The sequence below is a fragment of the Amycolatopsis sp. 505 genome (assembly GCF_031625235.1).
Classification (GTDB): Bacteria; Actinomycetota; Actinomycetes; order Mycobacteriales; family Pseudonocardiaceae; genus Amycolatopsis.
Window position 1 is genome coordinate 42,095 of the sequence record NZ_JACKQP010000016.1, and the last position, 20,793, is coordinate 62,887.

The 20,793-nt window shown below is 72.2% G+C and carries 21 protein-coding genes; 18 read left to right on the forward strand and 3 right to left on the reverse strand.

Annotated features, from left to right (window positions below):
• Positions 1–2: 2 nt before the first annotated feature.
• On the reverse strand, positions 3–890 hold the full coding sequence (locus tag H5965_RS42390; RefSeq protein WP_310976889.1) for a hypothetical protein: 888 nt from the start codon (positions 888–890) through the stop codon (positions 3–5).
• Between the two features lie 948 nt (positions 891–1,838).
• On the reverse strand, positions 1,839–2,171 hold the full coding sequence (locus H5965_RS42395) for a hypothetical protein (protein WP_310976891.1): 333 nt from the start codon (positions 2,169–2,171) through the stop codon (positions 1,839–1,841).
• 874 nt (positions 2,172–3,045) lie between these two features.
• Between H5965_RS42395 and H5965_RS42400 the strand changes: the two genes are divergently transcribed.
• The 18 genes from H5965_RS42400 (at position 3,046) to H5965_RS42485 (ending at position 18,243) form a co-directional block, all read left to right on the forward strand.
• Positions 3,046–3,639 (forward strand): hypothetical protein, encoded by a 594-nt coding sequence (locus H5965_RS42400; protein ID WP_310976892.1) that lies wholly within the window; start codon positions 3,046–3,048, stop codon positions 3,637–3,639.
• Positions 3,639–5,090 (forward strand): amino acid adenylation domain-containing protein, encoded by a 1,452-nt coding sequence (locus tag H5965_RS42405; RefSeq protein WP_310976894.1) that lies wholly within the window; start codon positions 3,639–3,641, stop codon positions 5,088–5,090. Before H5965_RS42400 ends, H5965_RS42405 begins: the two co-directional genes overlap by 1 nt.
• Positions 5,087–5,335, forward strand: coding sequence for an acyl carrier protein (locus tag H5965_RS42410; RefSeq protein ID WP_310976896.1), 249 nt, complete (start codon positions 5,087–5,089; stop codon positions 5,333–5,335). The genes H5965_RS42405 and H5965_RS42410 overlap by 4 nt, the downstream gene beginning before the upstream one ends.
• Positions 5,332–6,795: a class I adenylate-forming enzyme family protein gene (locus H5965_RS42415; protein ID WP_310976898.1), complete on the forward strand. Its 1,464-nt coding sequence runs from the start codon at positions 5,332–5,334 to the stop codon at positions 6,793–6,795. Before H5965_RS42410 ends, H5965_RS42415 begins: the two co-directional genes overlap by 4 nt.
• Positions 6,792–8,015 carry a type III PLP-dependent enzyme gene (locus tag H5965_RS42420; RefSeq protein WP_310976901.1) on the forward strand — a complete coding sequence of 408 codons (1,224 nt, stop codon included), beginning with the start codon at positions 6,792–6,794 and terminating at the stop codon, positions 8,013–8,015. The genes H5965_RS42415 and H5965_RS42420 overlap by 4 nt, the downstream gene beginning before the upstream one ends.
• Before the next feature lie 14 nt (positions 8,016–8,029).
• On the forward strand, positions 8,030–8,287 hold the full coding sequence (locus H5965_RS42425) for a phosphopantetheine-binding protein (protein ID WP_310976904.1): 258 nt from the start codon (positions 8,030–8,032) through the stop codon (positions 8,285–8,287).
• A complete protein-coding gene (locus H5965_RS42430; protein ID WP_310976906.1) occupies positions 8,284–9,474 on the forward strand; it encodes an acyl-CoA dehydrogenase family protein in 1,191 nt (396 codons plus the stop codon). Before H5965_RS42425 ends, H5965_RS42430 begins: the two co-directional genes overlap by 4 nt.
• The gene (locus H5965_RS42435; protein ID WP_310976908.1) at positions 9,471–9,953 is read left to right on the forward strand and encodes a flavin reductase family protein; all 483 of its coding nucleotides are present in this window, start codon (positions 9,471–9,473) and stop codon (positions 9,951–9,953) included. Before H5965_RS42430 ends, H5965_RS42435 begins: the two co-directional genes overlap by 4 nt.
• Positions 9,950–10,564: a 4'-phosphopantetheinyl transferase superfamily protein gene (locus H5965_RS42440; RefSeq protein ID WP_310976910.1), complete on the forward strand. Its 615-nt coding sequence runs from the start codon at positions 9,950–9,952 to the stop codon at positions 10,562–10,564. The genes H5965_RS42435 and H5965_RS42440 overlap by 4 nt, the downstream gene beginning before the upstream one ends.
• Positions 10,561–11,541, forward strand: coding sequence for a hypothetical protein (locus H5965_RS42445; RefSeq protein WP_310976911.1), 981 nt, complete (start codon positions 10,561–10,563; stop codon positions 11,539–11,541). The genes H5965_RS42440 and H5965_RS42445 overlap by 4 nt, the downstream gene beginning before the upstream one ends.
• Before the next feature lie 17 nt (positions 11,542–11,558).
• Positions 11,559–11,801 (forward strand): acyl carrier protein, encoded by a 243-nt coding sequence (locus H5965_RS42450; RefSeq protein WP_310976912.1) that lies wholly within the window; start codon positions 11,559–11,561, stop codon positions 11,799–11,801.
• The gene (locus H5965_RS42455; RefSeq protein ID WP_310976913.1) at positions 11,798–12,589 is read left to right on the forward strand and encodes an enoyl-CoA hydratase-related protein; all 792 of its coding nucleotides are present in this window, start codon (positions 11,798–11,800) and stop codon (positions 12,587–12,589) included. The genes H5965_RS42450 and H5965_RS42455 overlap by 4 nt, the downstream gene beginning before the upstream one ends.
• Before the next feature lie 182 nt (positions 12,590–12,771).
• Positions 12,772–13,296 carry a diaminobutyrate acetyltransferase gene (gene ectA / locus H5965_RS42460; RefSeq protein WP_310976915.1) on the forward strand — a complete coding sequence of 175 codons (525 nt, stop codon included), beginning with the start codon at positions 12,772–12,774 and terminating at the stop codon, positions 13,294–13,296.
• A 64-nt stretch (positions 13,297–13,360) separates the two neighbouring features.
• Complete coding sequence (locus H5965_RS42465; protein ID WP_310976916.1) at positions 13,361–13,999, forward strand: LysE family translocator; 639 nt, start codon at positions 13,361–13,363, stop codon at positions 13,997–13,999.
• Positions 14,000–14,065: 66 nt separating this feature from the next.
• Positions 14,066–15,430, forward strand: coding sequence for a serine hydrolase domain-containing protein (locus H5965_RS42470; protein ID WP_310976918.1), 1,365 nt, complete (start codon positions 14,066–14,068; stop codon positions 15,428–15,430).
• A 267-nt stretch (positions 15,431–15,697) separates the two neighbouring features.
• Complete coding sequence (locus tag H5965_RS42475) at positions 15,698–16,231, forward strand: sigma-70 family RNA polymerase sigma factor (protein WP_310976920.1); 534 nt, start codon at positions 15,698–15,700, stop codon at positions 16,229–16,231.
• Between the two features lie 54 nt (positions 16,232–16,285).
• Positions 16,286–17,566, forward strand: a complete 1,281-nt coding sequence (locus tag H5965_RS42480; protein WP_310976922.1) for an ABC transporter substrate-binding protein — start codon at positions 16,286–16,288, stop codon at positions 17,564–17,566.
• 32 nt (positions 17,567–17,598) lie between these two features.
• A complete protein-coding gene (locus H5965_RS42485) occupies positions 17,599–18,243 on the forward strand; it encodes a hypothetical protein (RefSeq protein WP_310976924.1) in 645 nt (214 codons plus the stop codon).
• A gap of 6 nt (positions 18,244–18,249) precedes the next feature.
• On the opposite strand, the gene bglX is transcribed toward H5965_RS42485, so the two are convergent.
• The gene (gene bglX / locus H5965_RS42490; protein ID WP_310976926.1) at positions 18,250–20,514 is read right to left on the reverse strand and encodes a beta-glucosidase BglX; all 2,265 of its coding nucleotides are present in this window, start codon (positions 20,512–20,514) and stop codon (positions 18,250–18,252) included.
• Between the last annotated feature and the right edge of the window lie 279 nt (positions 20,515–20,793).

Sequence of the window (20,793 nt, forward strand, 5' to 3'; positions counted from 1 at the left end):
ACTCACTGTGCGATCGCGTCAATTCGTACATCACCACTGATCGGGATCACGTACACGGCGTCCCGTCCGTGTCTCCATCGCTGCGAGATCAGCAGATACTTGTCCGTGGTGTGGATCAAGGAGACGAGGCCCGTGTAGCAGAACTTGTACTTCGAGTCTTTCTGGCTGATCTCGGTGGCCGAGATGCCCGGGCCGGATACGGCAAGCCGGCCCACGCTGTAGAGCGCGATCGCTGGGCGTGAATCCAAGTGGCCGGCGATGTCACGGGCAGACTGCTCGCCATTGGTCCGGGCATACGAGGAGACCAACCACAGTGCGCCGATCATGGCCAAAGCGGCGAGTACGGACGGCCGGACCGATGATTTCTCGCGTGGGCGGCGGCTGGTCATCCGTGTCTGCAGGGATCGCAGGTGATCCAGGTAGGCAACGAGGCCGGTGCCTGTCAGCAACATGAGGGCGAGAGCGTTGGTCGGGACCCAGTTCACACTTGCGGGTATCAGGAAGCCGATCCCGATCGCCGCAAGTGTCAGGCCGCCCACGGTGTAGCAGGCGATGATTGCATAGTCGACCACTCTTCGCCGAGAGGTCGACCGTGCCGCGGTGGCCGCCGGGAGAAACACCGTTCGGTGAAGTGCCACCAGGAACAAAGCCAGGATGCCGAAGCCGATCAGCGGCAGAATGGTCGAGTTGATACTCCGCAAGGCGTAGTCCGGCGTCGAGAATCCCAACAGGCTCGTGTCTATCCCGAAGTAGTCCCACACGGCCTGAGTGCGAACCCAGCCGAAGTAGTACAAGAGGGCTGACAGCAGCACTGTTTGCGACAGCAACGTCGAGATGCGGGCCCACGGACCGCTTTGATCAGCGTGCTTCTTCGTCGTCGGGTTCGTCATGGCGCCGACGAGGTACCGGCAATCGACGACTCCACGGCAGAAGGTGTCGTCGGAGACGGCGAGGTGCTGCTCGCCGGTGGCTGGGTGATCGTGAGACCGGTGGCTTCAGGCCTGTCCTCGGAAGGCGGAGTTCCCACCAGCGGACTCGTGGTCACGGAATCGCCGCCGATATCACGGGTACCGCCGGGAGCGGCCGGTGTTCCGGTGCTCTGCTGCGCCGAGGGGTCCGGGTGGGGTTGTGTGTCGTGTTCGCAGCTTTCTGCGGTCAGCCAGGGGAGGACGATCACGGCCACGAGAGCACTGGTTGCTCGACGGTGGATCGGTGTCATATTCGCCTCTGTCTCGTTATTCGAGAGATCTCGCCCATCGTGACTCGCTTCGATCAAAGAAAACGTGACACGGGAGGAACGATGTTCCGCCGGATGGACCAACGATTCCGGGGAAGGTTGCGGCGGGCCGATTTCGACAGCACCTGGCCGGCGTCGGTGGTGTCCAGCTGAGGGGCCGATGCGGTCGCAGCGGGTCCACCGATCGTGACCGTGCCGGTGTCCGGATGAGTGCGGTTATGGTTGGCGTGTGATCGATATGGCAGTGCGCGGTGACAGCGGCAGGGTCGTTGCCCGGGCCGAGGGCGGGGTGGAGTGAACTGCCGCTTTCGCGGAGCTGAACCCGGTCGAGTTCCCGATGCTCTGGGCTCTGACACCGTACGGGGATGCGGTGTTCAACCAGCGGCAGGTGCCACTGCTGCTGGCCGAACTTGACCGGGTTCCTGCACGGTGCGCTGGTGACTGGGTGAGGCATGCCCGCGAGCTGTGCCAGGTCGTCGAACGCGGAACGCACTGGTATCTGTGGTTCATCGGCGATTGACCGCGGGTTGCCAAGCCGTTCTCGCCTCAACACGCACGTCGGCAGAAGCAGACGTTGCCGCGGTGACGTTTGCGCGGCGAGTCACTCGGCCGAGCGAGCCCGCCACGTCTGCACCGCTCCGAGCGCGATGCGGGCCAGCAGCACCGCGGCCCCGATGCCGGCGGTCAGCCGGGCGCCGAGACCGTCGAGCCGGACGGTGAGCCAGCCGCCCGCAGCCGTGCCCAGCACGGCGAGGAGGAAGTCGACTGCCCACAAGGGCGACAGGCTGAGCGCCATCATGTCGGCTGCCGTGTCTCCGCGCCGGCTTTGCCGCGCCAGGTGGATCCAGAGCCACGTGGTGCCGGCGAACGCGAGCCAGGCCAAGCCGAGTACCACCCAGAGCACCGCGGTCACCGGGCTTCTCCTGCTGTGCAACGAAACACCATGGAATTCATCGCCGCCTCCCTGTCGGTCCCGACCAGGATGAGCTCGTTCGGACGCGCTGTCAAGACATCGTGTCCGGACAGAGTGTCCGGAAACCTCTACGACATCAGGGTCGACGCCGACCTGCGTGGCCAAAGTCATGGTGAGGAGCGTGTGCCGGCTCGGTCACCGAGGGGCTGGGCCGGACGCGTGGACGTCGTCGGAGCGCTGACGTGTACACCTCCAGCGGAGCGTCCGCCGAGCGGGTGAACTCTGAAACGCCACTGGGCCGGACAGCGTCGCGAAATTACTCCGTTTGCCGCCCGGGTTGCTGCGCTTGCCCGGGTTTGGGGCTTCCGATGCGTGGGGATCCACCTCGGTTCCGGTCGGTTGACCGGCAAATGGGCCGCGTTGCCCGGCAATTTCCGGTGCGGTAGAAAGTAATTGCACACCGCTTCGCCAATGGCGAATGAATGCAATTGACCATCGCTGCCTCCCTGGGGGATCCGTGTCGAATCGCCACGCCTTCGTTTCCTGTGCCCGTCTCATGGGACGGGTCGATTCCGCCTGTATGGACTGCGTGTCGGACGTCGTGGCGCTGCTGCTGGCGCACGCCGGGGTGGCCGATGTGCGTACCCCTTTCGCCTACCAGTGGGCGTTTCGGGTCGTCGGCGGAATCGATGGCGTGCTCGAGCCCGACCTGCCGCCGCGAGCGCGGGATCGGTCCGTTGCGCGGTTCACCGGATTTCGTCCGAAATGGACGGCCAATGGGACGGCGGCGGAATGCGTTGATTCGTGGGCGGCCGAGATCGGCCGGGGCAACGCCGTCGCCGTCACCGCGGATGCCTTTTTCCTGCCGTGGCTTCCGTACTGCGGAAATGAGCACATGGAGCACGGATTCGTCGTCGAAGGCGTCGAAGGAGGGCGGGAATCCGTCCTGCACGTCGTCGATCCCTATGAAAACCGGACACGGTGGGGGCACGCGCGGCCGACGACGACCAAGGTGGTCCTCGGCGACCTCGGCCACGCCCTCGACCAGGGCGCCTGGGCGGTGCTCGAACCGTGCGGGCCCGCCGAACCGCTGGACGCCGAACGCGAGGTCCGGGCCAACTGCGAAGCGATCCTCGCCTCCCACGCCGACGGCACGGCGGCCGCCTTCGCCGGGCAGTACCGCGAGCCCGACGCCGTCGCGCTGCACCGGCTGGCCCTGCAGAGCTGGCTGATCACCCGTGACCGGCAACTGCACGGCCTCTGGCTGCGGGAACTGCCCGGCACCCCCGCACCCGGCTTCTCCCGCGCCTTCGACGAAACGGTCCTCCCGCGCTGGCAGAAGCTCCAGGAACTCACCTACGTCGCGATCCGCCGCGTCGAAGCCGGCCGCTCGGCGCCGCCGGCCGTCCACGCGGCCCTCGAAGCCGCGCTGGCCGCCGAAGCCGAGCTGGCCGGCACCTCCCTCGACCACCCGGAAGGACGCGCTTGATGCTCATCCACCAGCACTTCTTCGCCCAGGCCCGGCGCACGCCCGGCGCCGTGGCGATCGTCGAAGACGACGGCCCGTCGATCACCTACGGCGAGCTCGCCCGCGCCGCCGCCGGGCTGGCCGGGCAGCTCCGCGACCGGCCCGGCCGGGTGGCCGTGGTGAGCCGCAAGCGGATCGGCACCGTCGTCGCCTTCCTCGCCTGCCTGCGGGCCGGCCGCGCCTACGTCCCGATCGACCCCGCCCACCCGGCCGACCGCCGCGACTTCGTCCTCGCCGACGCCGGCTGCGAAACGCTCCTGGACCTCGAAGACCTCGATGCGCTGCAAGGAAAGCCGGAAAGCGAGCCGGCGGCACCAGGCCCGGACGACGAGGCCTATGTCCTCTACACCTCCGGCTCGACCGGCACCCCCAAAGGCGTCGTGATCACCCACCGCAACGCGGCGGCGTTCACCGACTGGGCCGCCGCCGAATTCCCGCTCACCCCGCACGACCGGGTCGCGGTGCACGCGCCGCTGCACTTCGACCTGCCCGTCTACGACCTCTACGCCGGCCTGCGCGGCGGCGCCGCCCTGCACCTGGTGCCCGAGCGGGCCGCGCTCTTCCCGGCGGCGCTGGCCCGGCTGCTGCGCGAGCGGCGCATCACCAGCATCTACGCCGTCCCGACCGCGCTGGCCGCGCTCGCCCGCCGCGGCGGCCTCGCCGCGGGCGACCTGCCGGAGCTGCGGCAGCTGCTGTTCGCCGGCGAGGAGTTCCGGACGGCCGCGCTCGCCGAGCTGATGGCCCTGGTCCCCGGCGCGGCCGCGGCCAACCTGTACGGCCCCATCGAGACGAACGTCGTCACCGCGCACCGGCTCCCGGGCCCGCCGGACCCGGACAGCCGTCTCCCGATCGGCCGGCCGGTCACCGGCGCCGTCATCGGCCTGCGCGACACCGAGGGGCACGTCGGGTTCGACGGCGAGGGCGAAGGCGAGCTGGTCGTCGCGGGCGACTGCGTGACCCCGGGCTACCTGGGCCGGCCGGACCTGACCGCCGCCGCGATCGTCCACTCCGGACAGTTGCGCTGCTACCGCACCGGCGACATCGCCCGCCGCGACGCCGACGGGACGCTGCACCTGCTGGGCCGCGCGGACGGGCTGGTGAAGACCCGCGGCTACCGGGTCGAACTGGGCGACGTCGAAGCCCACCTCGCCGCGCACCCCGGCGTGGACGGCGTCGCCGTCGTGGCCCTGCCCGACCCGGCCACCACCCACCGGCTGCACGCCGCGGTCGTCCCGCGCGCCGGCGCCGACCACGAGACGCTGCCCGCGGAACTGCTCCGCCACTGCCGCGCCCGGCTGCCGCACTACATGGTGCCGTCCCGGGTCCACGTCCTGGCGGCCCTGCCCACCACCAGCACCGGCAAGACGGCGAAACGGGTGCTGGCCGAAACGCTCGAGGGAGACCCGCGATGACCGACACCCTCGCCCGGACCGTCGCCGACGTGCTCGGCGTTCCCGCCACCGACGTCCTGTCCGCCGATTCCCTGTTCGACCTGCCCGGCTTCGACTCGATCGCCATCGTCTCGGTCCTCGAACGCCTCGAAGACGACCTCGGCGTCGAGGTGCCGGCCGAAGAGATCGTGCCCGAGGCCTTCGAAAGCCTCACCGCCCTGCGGTCGCTGCTCGACACCGCCCTCCCGGAAGGAGCACACCCGTGATCCCGCGGTTGCTGCACGAACTGCTCGACCGGCGCGCCGCCGCCACGCCGGACGCCCCGGCGCTGGCCCGCGACGACCTGCGCTGGACCTACGCCGACCTCGCCCGCCGGTCGCGGACGCTCAGCGCCTGGCTCGGCGGCAAGGGTGTCGGCCGCGGTGACCGGGTGCTGGTCGCCGCGCCACACGACCCCGACACGGTGGCGCTGCTCTACGCGGTTTCACGGCTGGGCGCGGCCTACGTCGTCGTCAGCGACCGGATCCGGCCGTTCCACCTCGACCACATCCTCGCCGACAGCGAGCCCGAACTGGTGCTGGCCGCCGACGCCGCGGCCGAAACCGTCTCGCGCAGCACGGCGAAGGTGCACAAGCTGAGCGAACTCCCGGCCACCGGCGACGCCGAGGTCCCCGCGTCCCCCGCCACCGGCGTCGACATCCTCAGCCTGATCTACACCTCGGGCAGCACAGCCATGCCGAAGGCCGTGGTCTCGACGCACGAGCAGGTGCTGTTCGCGGTGTCCGCCATCGCCGAGCGGCTGGGCTACCGGGCCGAGGACCGGGTGTTCTGCTGCCTGCCGCTGTCCTTCGACTACGGCCTCTACCAGGTCTTCCTCGCCGCCGAGGCCGGTGCCTGCCTGGTGCTGGGCGACGACGCCGCGGCCGGGCCGGCCCTGCTGTCCACTGTGGAGCGCGAGGGGGTGACCGTGCTGCCGCTCGTGCCCGGCCTCGGCGCCACCCTGGCCCGGCTGGCCGCGCGGGCCGGGCGGTTCCCGGCCGCGCTGCGCCTGGTCACCAACACCGGCGCCGCCCTGCCGGCCTCGCTGTCGGCCAGGCTGCGGGAGTTCTCGCCGGGCCTCGACGTCGTCGCCATGTACGGGCTGACCGAGTGCAAGCGCGTCTCCATCGAGGAGCCGAACGCGTACCTGGACCGCCCTGGCTCGGTCGGGCGGCCGCTGCCCGGCACGGAGGTCCTGGTCCTCGACGACGACGGCGCCGAGCTGCCGCCCGGCGAGGTGGGCCAGTTCGCCGTCCGCGGGCCGAACGTGATGGCCGGCTACTGGCGGGCGCCCGAGCAGACCGCGCGCCGATTCCCGCGGGACGCCTACGGCCGCGCGACCCTGCTGACCGGCGATCGCGGCCGCGTCGACGAAGAGGGCTACCTGTACTTCGAAGGCCGCGACGACGACCAGTACAAGCAGGACGGCTTCCGGGTCAGCGCGGTCGAGGTGGAAGGCGCCGCGGCCGACGTCGACGGTGTCACCGAAGCCGCCGTGCTCCCGCCCGCCGGGGACCGGCCGGCCGTTCTCGCGGTCACCGGCACCCTCGACCCCGGGCAACTGCGCGAAGGGCTCGCCGAACGCCTGGAACCGCACAAGATCCCCGACCGGATCGAAGTCGTCGACGCGCTCCCGCACGGCGTCAACGGCAAGATCGACAAGCGCGCCCTGGAGGCCGCCCTGTGATCACGCCCCTGCACGAGGAGATCGCGGACCGGCACGGCACGCCCGCGTTCGTCTACGACCTCGACGCCGTCCGCCGCGCCCACGCCGACCTGACCGCCGCGCTGCCGTCTCCGTCCACTGTGTACTACTCGGTGAAGGCCAACCCGCACCCGCGGATCATCGCGCTGCTGCACGCACTGGGCTGCGAAGCCGAAGTCAGCTCGACCGGCGAGATCGACGCCGCGCTCGGCGCCGGGGTGCCGCCGGAGGCCGTGCTGCTCACCGGTCCGGCCAAGACCCCGGAAACGGTCGCGCACGCCCTGTCCCACGGGGTCACGCGCTTCTCGGTCGACTCGCCGGACGACCTCGCCCGCGTCGACGACCTCGCGCGCCGGTCGGGGACCGAAGCCCGGTGCGCGCTGCGCGTCAACGCCGACGAGCCGGTGCCCGGCGCGGGGCTCAGCATGACCGGGACGTCGTCGCAGTTCGGCGCGGACCTGTCGTGGGTGCTGGCCGAGACGCCGCGGTTCACCGGGTTCGGGCACGCCCGCGTCACCGGGCTGCACCTGTACATGGGCACCAACCTGACCGAGGAGAAGGATCTGCTGGCCCAGTTCGAGGTCGGGATCGGCATCGCGGAGAAGCTCGCCGTGCTCTTCCCCGACCTCGGCGAAATCGACCTCGGCGGCGGGTTCGGCCTGCCGTACGCGCGGGCGGGGGAGCGGCCGCGGTTCACCGGGCTCGCGGCGGCGCTGGAGACGCTGCTCGACGACCGCCTGCCCGGGTGGCGGGACGGGGCGCCCCGCGTGTCCTTCGAATCGGGCCGCTACCTCGTCGGCGACTGCGGGGTGCTGCTCAGCCGGGTGGTGGACGTCAAGGAGTCCAAAGGCACCCGGTACGTCCTGCTCGACACCGGCGTCCACCACCTCGGCGGCATGTCCGGCCTGCGCCGGATCCCGTCGATCTCGGCCGACGTGCTGGCTTCCGGCGAGGTCGAGGTCGAGGACGAGCCGGTGACGGTGGCGGGCCCGCTGTGCACCCCGCTCGACGTCCTCGCCCGCGGTGCCCGGCTGCCGAGCACCGGCATCGGGGACCTCGTCGGCGTGCCCAACGCCGGCGCCTACGGCCCGACCGCCGGCCTGCTCGCGTTCCTCGGCCACCCGGCACCCGCCGAGGCGGTCGTCGACGGCGGCCGCCTGGAGTCCGCGTCCCGGCTGCACGTGACCCGCAACCCGCTCTGACGAAAGGAAAGACCATGGACACCGCACGCTTCGACACGATCCTGCGCAAGTACCTCAAGAACCTCGCCCCGCAGCAGGAACTGACCGCCGACGCCCGGCTCAAGGACCTCGGCCTGAACTCGATGCGCGCCATCGACCTGCTCTTCGACCTCGAGGACGAATTCGGCGTCGAACTGCCCGACGACGCGATGACCGACGACACGTTCGCCACCCGTGACGCCCTGCTGGACCGGGTGCGGGAGGCCCAGGACACCACGGCGGGTGCGCGGTGACGGCGCTCGCCCCCGCCGCGCCCACGCTCGCCGAGCGCACGGCCGGGGTCGTGGACGTGCTCGCCGAGCACGCGCGGGCGGTCGACGACAGCGCCACGTTCCCGGTCGCCTCCCTCGACGCACTGCGGGAAAGCGGGCTGATGGGCCTGCTGGTGCCGGTGGAGCACGGCGGCCTCGGCGGCGACCTCACCGACCTGGCCCGGACCGCCGCGGAACTCGGCGGCGCGTGCCTGTCGACGGCGATGATCTGGGCGATGCACGGCCAGCAGGTCGCCGCGATCGCTACCCACGCCGGACCACGGCTGCGCGCGGACCTGCTGCCGCGGATCGCCCGCGGCGAGGTCTACGTCGCCTCGGTCACCAGCGAACGCGGCAAGGGCGGGCACCTGCTCACCGCGGAAGCGCCGCTGCGCCCGGACGGTGACCGGCTCGGCATCGACCGCGACGCCCCGATCGTCACCGGCGGCGCGGTCGCCGACGGGTTCCTGATCACCATGCGGGCCTCGCCCGAGGCCGGCTACGACGACGTCTCGCTCGTCTACGCCGACCGCGGGCAGGTCACCGCCGAGCCCGGTCGCGGCAGCTGGAACCCGATGGGCATGCGGGGCACGCACAGCGTCCCGCTGGGGATCACCGGGGACGTCCCGGCGGACCAGCTCGTCGGCGAGCCCGGCGGGTTCCGGACGGTGGCCACGCGGACGTTCGTGCCGGCCGGGCACATCGGCTGGGCCGCCTGCTGGCTCGGCGCCGCGCGCGGCGCGCTCAGCTCGGTGCTGGGCATGATCCGCGACCCGCGCACGCGGGGGTCGTTCGACCCGACGTCGGAGCTGTTGCGGCGGCGGCTGGCGCGGGCCCGGCTCGACCTGGACACCGTGGCGGCGCTGCTGGCGCAGGTGATCCGCGACGCGGCCGACGCTCCCGACGCCGAAGCACCGGACGTGCAGCTGCGGCTCAACGGCCTGAAGGTGCACGCGGCGGAACGCTGCGCCGCCGTCGTCGACGAGCTCGTCGAGCTGACCGGCCTGCGGCACGGGTACATGCGGGACTCCGCGCTGCCGCTGGAACGCGTCCACCGGGACCTGCGCTCGGCGAGCCTCAACTACGCGAACGACCGGCTCTACGACGCCAACGGGGCGATCGCGCTGCTGGACCGGGGCGTCACACTGGCCTGGGCGGGCCGGCGGTGACCGCGGTGGCGGGCGACCGGCTCGCGTTCCGGACCCTGATGGCCCAGTGGCCGACCGGTGCCACCATCGTGTCCACTTCGGACGGCACCGGCCCGGCCGGCTGCACGGTCAGCGCCTTGATGTCCCTTTCGGACAGTCCGCCGCTGGTGGTCGTCTCGCTGCTGGCCCGCAGCGCGACGCTGGCGGCGATCCGGCGGGCGGGCCGCTTCGCGATCACCGTGCTCAGCTCCGCCCAGGCCGGGTTGTGCGCCGACTTCGCGCGGCTGCCGCTGACCGAACGCTTCTCGGCGACCGAGCTGCGGGAGGTCGACGGGCTGCCGCTGCCGACCGGCGGGGTGGCGGCGCTGACCTGCGAACTCGACGACGAGCTGCCGTACGCGGACCACGTCCTGCTGGTCGGCGCGCCGACCTGGACGGAGATCCGCGAGGACCGGGACCCGTTGCTGGTGCACCGGCGCGAGCTCAAGGCTGTCTCGTGACCGCCGTCGAGGTGGCGCCCGGGGTGCACCTGGCGGCGACGCCGGCCGATGCGGCCCTGGCGGAGCTGCCGGTGCCGGCCTGGGCCGAGCGCGAGGCCCGGGCCATGGCACCGCGCCGGGCCCGCGAATACCTGGCCGTGCGGGCGCTGTACGTGCTTCTGTTGTCCGAAGTGGAGGGTTCGGCGCACCCGCTGGACCGCACGGACCGCGGAAGACCGGTCGTGTCCGGCCGACCGGACCTGCACGTCAGCCTGGCGCACTCCGACGACGTCGTCGCGGTGGCGCTGGCCCGCGGCCGGGACGTCGGCGTCGACGTGCAGGAGGCGGGCCTGCCCGGGCCGGCGATGCTGCGGCGGTGCTGCCCGGGCGAAGCCGGGCGGATGGCGGCCGAACCGGCGGCGGGCGGGCGGGACTTCGCCCGCGTGTGGGCCGCCCAGGAGGCCTGCGTCAAGGCGACCGGGCAGGGGATCGCGGGCCGGCCCTGGCGCATTCCCGTCACCGCGGCCGCCGCGTCCGGCCGCTGGCGTGACCTCACGTGGACGCAGCTGCGGGACCGCGCCAGCGCTTTCGCCCTCTGCTGCGCCTACGCCGATCGAACGGAGGGGCGATGACCGACGGCCTGAGCTGCTACACCGCCAACCTGGCGGCCTACCTGGAACACCACGGCACCCCGGGCGCCGCGGACGCGATCGCCGTGTCCGTGCGGCTGGCCGTCGACCTGCGCCGGCCCGACGGGCTCGTCGCGGTCTCGCACCACGACCGCCCGCTGGACCGGATGGGCGACGGCACCCGGCTCACCTACCGCGGCCACGACGACTTCGCGGGGTTCCGCGCCGACCTGGACCGGGAGCTGCGGGACTACGGGTGCGCCCTGGTCGTCGGCTACAGCACCCAGCTGCCCTGGGCGGCGCAGCGGGAGGGAACCGCGGCCCCGCACTTCCTGCTGGTCGACGGCTTCGAAGACGGCCGCTGGCACGTCGAAGACCGGTTCACCGGCCTGATGACGTCGGGGCAGCACCAGGAACCGTTCACCGGCTGGATCGGCGAGCCCGACCTGGACCGCCTGACGCGCCGGGACGGGCCGGAACCGGCGAAGCACCACCTGCGCAACACCCTCGCGTTCGGCTTCGAGAACCCGGCCCCGGCGGGCTGCCGCCACCTGCTGCTGCGCCGGAAGTCCCGGCCGGTGCACCCGAACCCGCTGCCCGCGCACTGGGTGACCGGGACCGTCAAGGCCCTCGGCGCTCTGGGAACGCACCTCGCCGACAGCGACGCGCTGGTCCGCGACCCCGACGTCGTCGACGACTGCTGGGCCGCGGCGCAGCACCACCTCTGCAGCCACCGGCGCCTCGGCCGGCACCTGGGGTTCCGGACCACGAGCGAACAGCGGCGCTCGGCGCTCGAAGAAGCCATGAAGTGCTGGGAAAAGCTGCCGCGCACGTTGCGCTTCGCCGCGACGTCGGCACGACGCGGCCGATCCCGGCCCACGCTCGTGCGCGCGGCGTTCACCGAACTCGCCGAGCGCGAACACGAAGCCGCCCAAGCCCTCACCGGTGCCGTGCTCGTGGCCGCCGGTGCGAGCGACTGACTCCCGAGGAGGACGACATGACGACAGCTGTGGCCGAGGTGGCGGACCTGCTCGCCCGCCATCTCGACGGGACACCGCCCGCGGGGATCACCGCCGAGTCCCGGCTCGAGGACGACCTCGGGCTGAACTCGGCCCAGGTGGTCGACCTGCTTTCGGAGCTGGAGGAACGGTTTGGCTGCGTCGTCGAGGACGAGGACCTCGACACGCTCGAACGCGTCGGCGACCTCGCCGCGATCGTCGACCGGGCGGGCGTCCGGTGAGCGTCGCGCTCGCGGCGCCGGCCTCGCGGGAGTGGCAGACCTTGGAGGTCACCTGGCCGCCGGGCGGCGACCTGCGGGTGACGATCCGGGGGACCGGTGCGGGCAACGTCCTCGGCGGCCCGTTCTGGACCGAGCTGGCCGAGGTCGTGGCGCTCGCCGAGGCCACCGACCGGCCGGGCAGCCTCATCCTGCGCGGCCACGGCGGAGTGTTCTCCCGCGGCCTCGACCTGCGCTGGTACGTCACCCGGTTGCGCCGGGCAGCCCGGCGCGGCGGGAACGTGCTCGCCGCCGACGCCCGGCGTCTCCAGGACGCGATCACCGGGCTGGCCCGCAGCGGCCGCGTGGTGATCGCCGACATCGACGGCGAGTGCACCGGGGCGGCCCTGGAGCTGGTCTGCGCCTGCGACGTCCGGTACGCCTCGGCCCGCGCCTGGTTTTCGCTGCCGGAGGCTGAGCTGGGGCTGGTCGCGGACCTCGGCGGGCTCCAGCGCCTGCCCCGCCTGCTCGGCGAAGGCGTGGTCCGCGAACTGGTCCTCGGCGGCGGCCGGATCGGCGCCGCCCGGGCCGAGCGGATCGGCCTGGTCAACGGCGGAGCGGCCGACCTGACGGCGTTCTCGGGCCGCGTCCGGGCCCAGCCCGGCGCGGTACTGGCGCAGCTCAAGCGCGAGCTCGACGCGCCGCACGAGGAGAGCCTGGCGACCGGCCTGGACCGGGCGGTCCGCTGGAACACCGAGCACGCTCTGGACGGGCTGGCCACGCGCATGACGGCCCGCCTCGGCGGCCGTTAGCGCTCGCCAGCGCCGCGCGCGACGGCTCCGCCTCGGTGGCGTCGGCGTGGCTGGCCACTCGTCACGACCGCCGCGCGCGCGACAGCCCCGCTTCGGTGGCCGTCGGCGAACTCGCCACAGCCAACCACCATCGCCCGCACGCTCTGCCCGAAACCCCTACCACCGGAAAGGTGACCCCCCCCGTGTCCACCACGCCCGACCTCCACACCCCGGCGCTGCCCGGCATCGAGCTGCGCCCGCCCACGATCGCCGATGCGGCCGCGATCCACGAGCTCGTCGTGCGGTCGCCGCCGCTCGATGTCAACTCGCTCTACGCCTACCTTGTCTGGTGCCGGGACTTCGCCGAGACGTCCGTGGTCGCCCGGTACGACGGCCGGCTGGCCGGGTTCGTCACCGGTTACCGGCCGCCGCGGGATCCGGGCACCTACTTCGCCTGGCAGTCGGCCGTCGATCCCGCGCTGACCCGGCCCGGGCTGGCGTTCGCGATGATGACCGAGGTGGCCGGGCGGGCGCGGCGGGCCGGGGCCCGCTGGTTCGAAACCACCGTCAATCCCGGCAACCGGGCGGTCATCATGCTGATCCGCAAGCTCGCGCGCCACCACGGCGGCACCCCCGAGGTGTCGACGCTGTTCGAGAGCGCCGACCTCGGCGGCGGGCACGACCCCGAAGTCCTCTACCGGTTCCCGCTCGCCGAACCGCGCGATTGAGATCCGCGAACGTGGGTAATCGATTACGGACCGTATCGGATCCGGTACCGCGGGAGGGCGGGACATGAGCATCGGGGTGTTGCTGGCGTTCGCCGGAGTCGTCATGGTGGCCTACGTCGTCCCCGGCCCGGACTGGATGGTCGTCCTGCGTGCCGCCGCCCGGGCGCGGCGCTTCGGGTTCCTCGCTGCGGCCGGGGTGCAGTGCGGCCTGTGCGTGCACATGGCCGCCGCCGCGCTGGGGGTGTCCACCGCGCTGCTGCACAGCCCGGTCTTGTTCACCGTCCTGAAGCTCGTCGGCGCCGCCTACCTGGTGTTCCTCGGGGCCCAGGCGCTGTGGCAGTCGTGGCGGCGGCGCCGCGGCACCGAGGAAGCCGAACCGCCGCCCGAAGAGCCGGACACCGAGCTCCGCCCGGCGCGGGTGTTCCGGCAGGCCTTCCTGTCCAACGTCCTCAACCCGAAGGCGGCGCTGTTCTTCGTCAGCGTCCTGCCGCAGTTCCTCGACCCGACGGGCCCGGCCGCCGCGCAGGTGCTCGTGCTGGGCACCCTCGACATCGCGCTGGGCGTCCTGTGGTGGGCGCTGTTCGTGCTGCTCACCGCCCGGTTGTCCGGCCTGATGCGCCGCAGTGGCCCGCGCAAGGCCCTCGACCGGGTGACCGGCACCGCGCTGGTCGGCCTCGGGGTCACGCTGGTCGCCACCAGCTGACTTTCGCTCTCGGCGCTCAAAAAGCGGGCGCGGTTCCCTGTTCGCCGTGCACTGAGGGGTAGTTCCGTGACCGAAGTCGTCCGCCGCGCACTGCGGCGTTTCCGCCGCAAGCACGACGTTCCCGGGGTCGTCGTGTGCACCTTCACCGCCGCTGGGCCGGACCTCGCCGTCGCCGACGGCGTGACCAGCGCCGAGACGCAGCACGCGATGACCCCGGACACGGTGTTCCGGATCTATTCGGTCGCGAAGTTCGTGACCGCCACGATGATCGTGTCCCTGGCCGCCGACGGCGTCCTCGACCTCGACGCGCCGGTCGACGGCTACCTGGGCGGCCTGCGCCGCCGCACCGGGACCGGCAGCGACGGCACCACGCTGCGCCACCTGCTGAGCCACCGGTCCGGGCTGCTCCCGGACGCCGTGCTGCACGACGGGCTGAGCCGGGACCCCGGCGGGCTGGCGGCCGCGGTGCGCCACGACTTCGCGCGGACGCCGGTGCTGGCGCGGGCGGGGGAGTTCTACGGGTTCAGCAACCTGGGGGTCAGCCTGGCCGGCCTGGTCGCGCAGGAGGTGACCGGCCTGCCCTTCGCCGAAGTCGTCCGGCAGCACGTGTTCGAGCCGCTCGGCATGGCGCGCAGCACTCACGACCCGGCCGTGGCGATGACCTACCCGCTGGCCCAGCACCACCTTCCGGGCGGCGACGGGCTGCGCGTCGACCACGGCGCCAAGGCCGGGGCCAAGCACGAGCCGTCGTCGCTGTGCTATTCGACCGCGCTCGACCTCGCCCGGCTCGGGGCGCACCACCTGCGCGCCCGGGCCGAGCTCGCCCAGATGCACCTGCCGCACGCGGACCCGCGGCTGGACGTCGACTTGCGCTACGGGCTCGGCTGCTCCCTTTCGCCTGCCGTGCAGGGCATCCGCCAGATCGGCCACGAAGGGTTCTTCGGCGGGATGTGGGCGAAGCTCGTCATCGACCCCGCCGCCGGCCGCGGGGTGGTGTGGCTGGACAACCGCGGCGAAGAGCTGCGCGAAGAGCGTTACCGGCTGCTGCGCGAGCTCTTCGACGGGCTCGGCCGCATCGACGCGGCCGGCGGCGCCTTCGGGCTCCCCGTCGAGACCGAAGCGGTGCACGGCGAGTACGTCCGGACGGGCGCGCCGACGCTGACGGTGACCGGCGGCGCCGAACTGGAGCTGACGGCCGACCGCGATCGCACCGTGCTGGTGCCGCACCAGCGCGCGGTCTGGCGCAGCGCCGATCGCCACGGCCCGGGCGCGCCGCCGTGGGGCCCGCACGCCGGCACCGACCGGATCGTGCTCGGCGCTACCGCGTGGCGCGACGGGTCCGTGCCGGTGGTGCACCTCAACGGCCTCCCGTACGTGCGGCGGGAATGGCGGAAACGCTTGCAAACCCGGGTGGTCGGCGTCGGCGGCTGACCTCGCGCGCGATTCCGCGGCCGGATCCGCTCATTCCTGCGGAGTTCGAAGGACCACGTTGCGTCAATGCATTGCTTTTCCATCACTCAATCGATATCGCCCGATCGGGTGATATCTGTCGCGGTGGCGTGATCGATTCGTCTTCCTGAGCATGAGCGTCGACGCCATTGATCAGGAATCACCCGTGGAGCGCATGGTCCGGGGGCGTACTTGCGGTCCGGGGAGATTCCGGGCCGCTGGTCGCCGGCTCGCCGAAAGCGAGTGAGGGTGACCAGTGATCGGGAAACCCGGCCCGCCGATCAAGGGAGACCGTACCTCACCGAACTTTTCGAGCTCGTCGGTCCACAAATCAGGAGATACGCGTGCGCGCACGCCCGTCGGGCGGACCCGGACGACGTCGTCGCCGAGACCATCCTGCGGCTTCAGCAGCACCTGGACCGCAATCCCGGTGCCGAGGCGGCGAGCCTGGTTCCGCTGGCGCTGACGATCGCCCGCAACCTCGCGATCGACCAGTCGCGGACGGACGGCCGGGAGGTCTTGCTGCCGTCGGAGACCCTGATCGCCGTTCAATCCCTGCGCCAGGAGGATTTCGCGGACCGGCGTGCCGAGATCATCGACGCCCTTGACGCACTCCGCGCGCTGCCCGGCGACCTGCAAGAAGTCGTGACGCTGGTCTGCCTGGACGAACTCTCCCTCCCGGAAACGGCGCAGATCCTGGGAATCAGCCTGCGGATGGCCCAGCGCCGCTACAAGAAAGGCCGGGAAAGGCTCCGGCGGGCTCTCGGCACGCCCCACCGCTGAGAGCACGTGAGCCGACTGAGCGCAATGGACAGAACGAGCGAAGGAGCGGGGAGCATGGTTCTCGGATGGTTCGGCCGAACGGCCGGCGAGATCGACGACGTCGAGCTCGACCGGCGCCTGGCGGATCTTCGCCGGGCGCTGGGCTCCGCGCCGGCGCACCGGGGTGGTACCGGGTCCGACCACCCGGCGCGTCGCCGCAGGCCCGGCGGCCGCGAGCTGCTCGCCATCAGCGGCACCGGCCCGGACGCGCACCCGGGCGCCGCCGCGGTGCCGCTGCGGCTGGTGGGGTCGCGACGGAAAGCCGGACGCCGTGGCCCGGCCGGACCCGACCTCGCCGCGGGCCGCGGACGGGTCTCCGGCAAGCGCCGGCAGGCGGCCGCGGTCGTCTTGACGGTGGTGCTGGTCGTGTCGGCCGTCGTCGGCGGCTTCTCTTGGAGCCGCGGGTCCGGGCAACCGGCGGCGCCGCCACCGATCACGGTCCGCGTGGGCGTCCTGCCCCTCGTCGACGTCGCCGCCTTCTACCGATCCGTCGACCAGGGGTATTTCCGGTCGGCCGGCCTGGACGTCCAGGTCACCACCGTGGCCAGCGGTCCCGAGGCGGTGCGCGGGCTCCGGACGGGCCGGCTCGACATCGCTTTCAGCAGCTACCCGGGGATGTTCATGGCCCAGGCCACCCACGCGGCGGACCTGAAGGTCATCGCCCCGGCCTACGTCGCCAAGCCCGGCCACCTGATGCTCGTCGGCGCACCGAACCGGTCCTTCACCCGGCCCGACCAGGCCGCGCACAAGAGGATCGGGGTCACGAGCCGGGGATCGATCTCGGACCTGCTCGCGATCTCGGAGATCCGGCAGGCCGGCGGGGATCCGGCCGACATCGACTGGAAGACCATGGACATGCGGGCGATGGTGCCGGCGATGCAGCGCGGCGAGCTCGACGGCGCCGTCGTCGCCGAACCGTTCGTGACGAGGGCCGCCGAAGCCGGCGCGGTCCAGTTGCTCGATCTCGGACTCGACCTGAACTTCGAGATCCCCATGTCCGGCTGGGTCGCTCCGGCGAGTTTCGCCGCGAGCCGGCCGGAGGTGGTCGGCGCCTTTCAGCGGGCGCTCGCCCGTGGCGTCGGCGACGTGCAGAACCGCGATGTCCGCGAGCAAGTGTTCCAGCAGTACCTGGGCATCGACACCGGCACCGCCCGTGAGGTCCGCGTCGGCAGCTACCCCGCCTACGTGGACCTCGGCGAGCTCCAGCGCGTCGCCGATCTGATGCTGAGCCAGAAGATGCTGTCCACGCCGTTCAACGTCACGACCGTGCTCATGGCCGGGCTACCCGGATCTTGATCGGCCCCACCCACGCCCCACCTGGAGAACAGATGCCCTACCGGAAGACCACGGCCCCTCAGCCGACCACCGAGCGAAGGATCAAGCCCATCGCGGACGCCATGCACTACACGATCCTCGCCGTGGACGTGGAACGCTTCAACGCTCCGGAACGGACCAATCTCCACCGGGTCGTCGTCCGGTCCGGGCTGTACCGAGCGGTCGAGGAGGCCCTGGCCGCCTCGGGCGTCCGGTGGCAGGGCTGCCACCGGAGCGACCTCGGCGACGGCGTGCTCCTGCTGGCTCCGGGAGCGTATCCGAAGGCCGTCTTCGGGGAACGGGTGCCGCAGGAACTCGCGAAGAACCTGCTCGCGCACAACGACGCCCACGCGGCCGAGGAGCGGATCCGGCTGCGGATGGCGCTGCACGCGGGCGAAATCACCCGCGACGCTTACGGTTTCACCGGCTCGGCGATCATCCACGCGTTCCGGCTCCTCGATTCCCGCGCGGTCAAGGACGCCCTGTCGGCCTCGGACGGAGACATCGCGGTCATCACGTCGAACTGGTTCTACGAAGAGGTCATCCGCCACCTCCAGCTCGGCGATCCCGGGAGCTATACCTCGGTGTTCGCCGCCGTGAAGGAAACCACGACGCGCGCTTGGCTGCACCTCCCGGCCGTCCACGCACCGGCCGGCTGAGCGGGGTCAGACCACGGTGAAGCTCGCCGACAGCGTGGCCGCCGAGCTGGTGCCGACGTAGACCTCGATCTTCCCCGGCTCGACGTGGAACCGGGCGGTGTTGTCGTAGAACCCGACGTCGTCCGGGGTGAGGGTGAACGACACCGTCGTCGACGCGCCCGCGGCCAGGGTCACCCGGCGGAAGCCGCGCAGCCGCCGGACCGGCTGGACGATGCTCGCGACCGGGTCGCGCAGGTAGAGCTGGACGACCTCGTCGCCGGCGCGGCCGCCGGTGTTGGTGACGGTGGCGCTCACCTCGATCCGGCCGCCGCGGGCCGGCAGGCGGGTGCCCGAAAGCCGCAGGGTGTCGACGCGGAACGTCGTGTAGGACAGGCCGTGGCCGAACTCGTAGAGCGGTCCGCTCGCCAGGTCGAGGTACTTCGACGTGTACTTGTTGGCCGGGTCGGCGGGGCGCCCGGTGTTCTCGTGGTTGTAGTAGATCGGGATCTGGCCCACCGCGCGCGGGAAGCTCACCGGCAGCTTGCCGCCCGGGTTCACCACGCCGAAGAGGACGTCCGCGATCGCGTGGCCGCCCTGCACACCGGGGGCCCACGCCTCGAGGATGGCGGGGGCGTTGTCGTGCAGGTACGGGATCGTCAGCGGGCGGCCGTTGACGAGCACGACCACGAACGGCTTCCCGGTCTCCTTGATCGCGGCCACCAGCTGCTGCTGCACGCCGGGGAGGTCGATGCTGCTGCGGGCCGCCGCTTCGCCGCTCATCGCGGCGGTTTCGCCGACCACCACGACCGTCACGTCGGCGGCGCGCGCCGCCTGCTGCGCGGCGGCGAATCCGCCGGTGTCGGTTCCGTCGACCGGGCAGCCGGGGGTGTAGGTCACGGTGGCGCCGGGCGCCGCGGCCTTGATCCCGTCGACGACGGTCACCGGCGGCGTCGTCGAGGCGCCGGTGCCGAGGCCGGCCCAGGTGCCGTTGAGGTCGTAGGTCGCCGCACCGAGCGGCCCGACGACCGCGACCGAGCCGACGGACTTCGCCAGCGGCAGCACCGGTCCGTCGTTCTTGAGCAGCACCATGCACCGCCCGGCGGCCTGCCGCGACGCGGCCAGCGCGGCCGGAGAAGGCGCTTTCACCTCGGTGGCTTCGTCGACGTACGGGCGTTCGAACAGGCCGAGCCGGACCTTGACGAGCAGGATCCGGCGGACGGCGTCGTCGAGCTGGTCGCGGGTGATCCGGCGCTCGGCGAGCAGCCGTTCGGCGAAGCGGGCGTAGTTGGTGCTGACCATCTCCATGTCGACACCGGCGGGCAGGGCGGCCGCCGCGGCGTCCGCGCCGTCGCCGGCCAGGCCGTGCAGGATGAGTTCCTCGATGCCGGTGTAGTCGCTGACGACGAAGCCGCGGAAGCCGTAGGCGCCCTTGAGGACGTCGTGCAGGACGTAACCGTTGCCGTGCGCGGGGACGCCGCTGATGGTGTTGAAGCTGGCCATGACGGTGGCGACGCCCGCTTCGACGCTGGCCTTGAACGGCGGCAGGTAGAGGTTGTGCAGCCGCTGCAGCGAGACGTCGACGGTGTTGTAGTCCCGGCCGCCTTCGGCGCCGCCGTACGCGACGAAGTGCTTGGCGCAGGCGGCCAGCCGGTCCGGGGCGGAGTAGTCGTTCCCTTGGTAGCCGCGGACCTTGGCGACGGCGAACTGCGTCGCCAGGTAAGGATCTTCGCCGTACCCTTCGGCGATCCGCCCCCACCGCGGCTCGTGGGTGACGTCCATCATCGGCGCGTAGGTCCAGTGGATGCCGCTGCTGCGCGCTTCCTTGGCCGAGACGGCGGCGTCGGTCCCGGCGACGGCGGGGTCGAAGCTCGCGCCCTGGGCGAGCGGGATCGGGAAGTTGGTGGTGTACCCGTGGATGACGTCGAGGCCGAAGACGAGCGGGATCTTCAGGCGCGTCTGCTCGACGGCGATGCGTTGCAGGGCATTGAGTTTCGCGGCCCCGACGACGGAGAAGACCCCGCCGAGCCGGCCACCGGCGAGGGCGGCGCGGGCGGTGGTTTCGTCGCCGACGAGCTGGAGCTGGCCGATCTTCTCGGCGAGGGTCATCTGCTCGAGCAGCGCTTCGACCCGCGGATTCCGTTCGGGGCGCGCGGTCTGCCCTTCGGCGGCGGGGGCGAGCAGCCCGGCGGAGGCGACGGAGGCGGAGGCGACGGAACCGGCGAGGCCGGCGAGCACCCGGCGCCGGTTCACCCCACCGTCGGCCGAAGTGTCGTGCTGCACCTGCTGCGACATGGCGGGGACCTTTCGCGAGGCGGAACTCCTTCGTTCGGTCAGGCTCGCCCAGCCTAGCCACGGCCGGCCAGCACGGCCGCGTGAACGGGAAGCCCCGGTACAGCAGGCAGAACTCGGTGGTGCGCTCGCCGTCGAATCCGTCGAACGCGCCGATTCGTCACCCCGCCGCACCACCACTGGCGGCCGGACCTCGCCCCGGCGCTAGCCTGTTACTGAGCGGTCGCTTAGTGATCTTCTTCACGAGCCGCCCGGAACGGCTGTCGGCCATGCAGGGCCTCC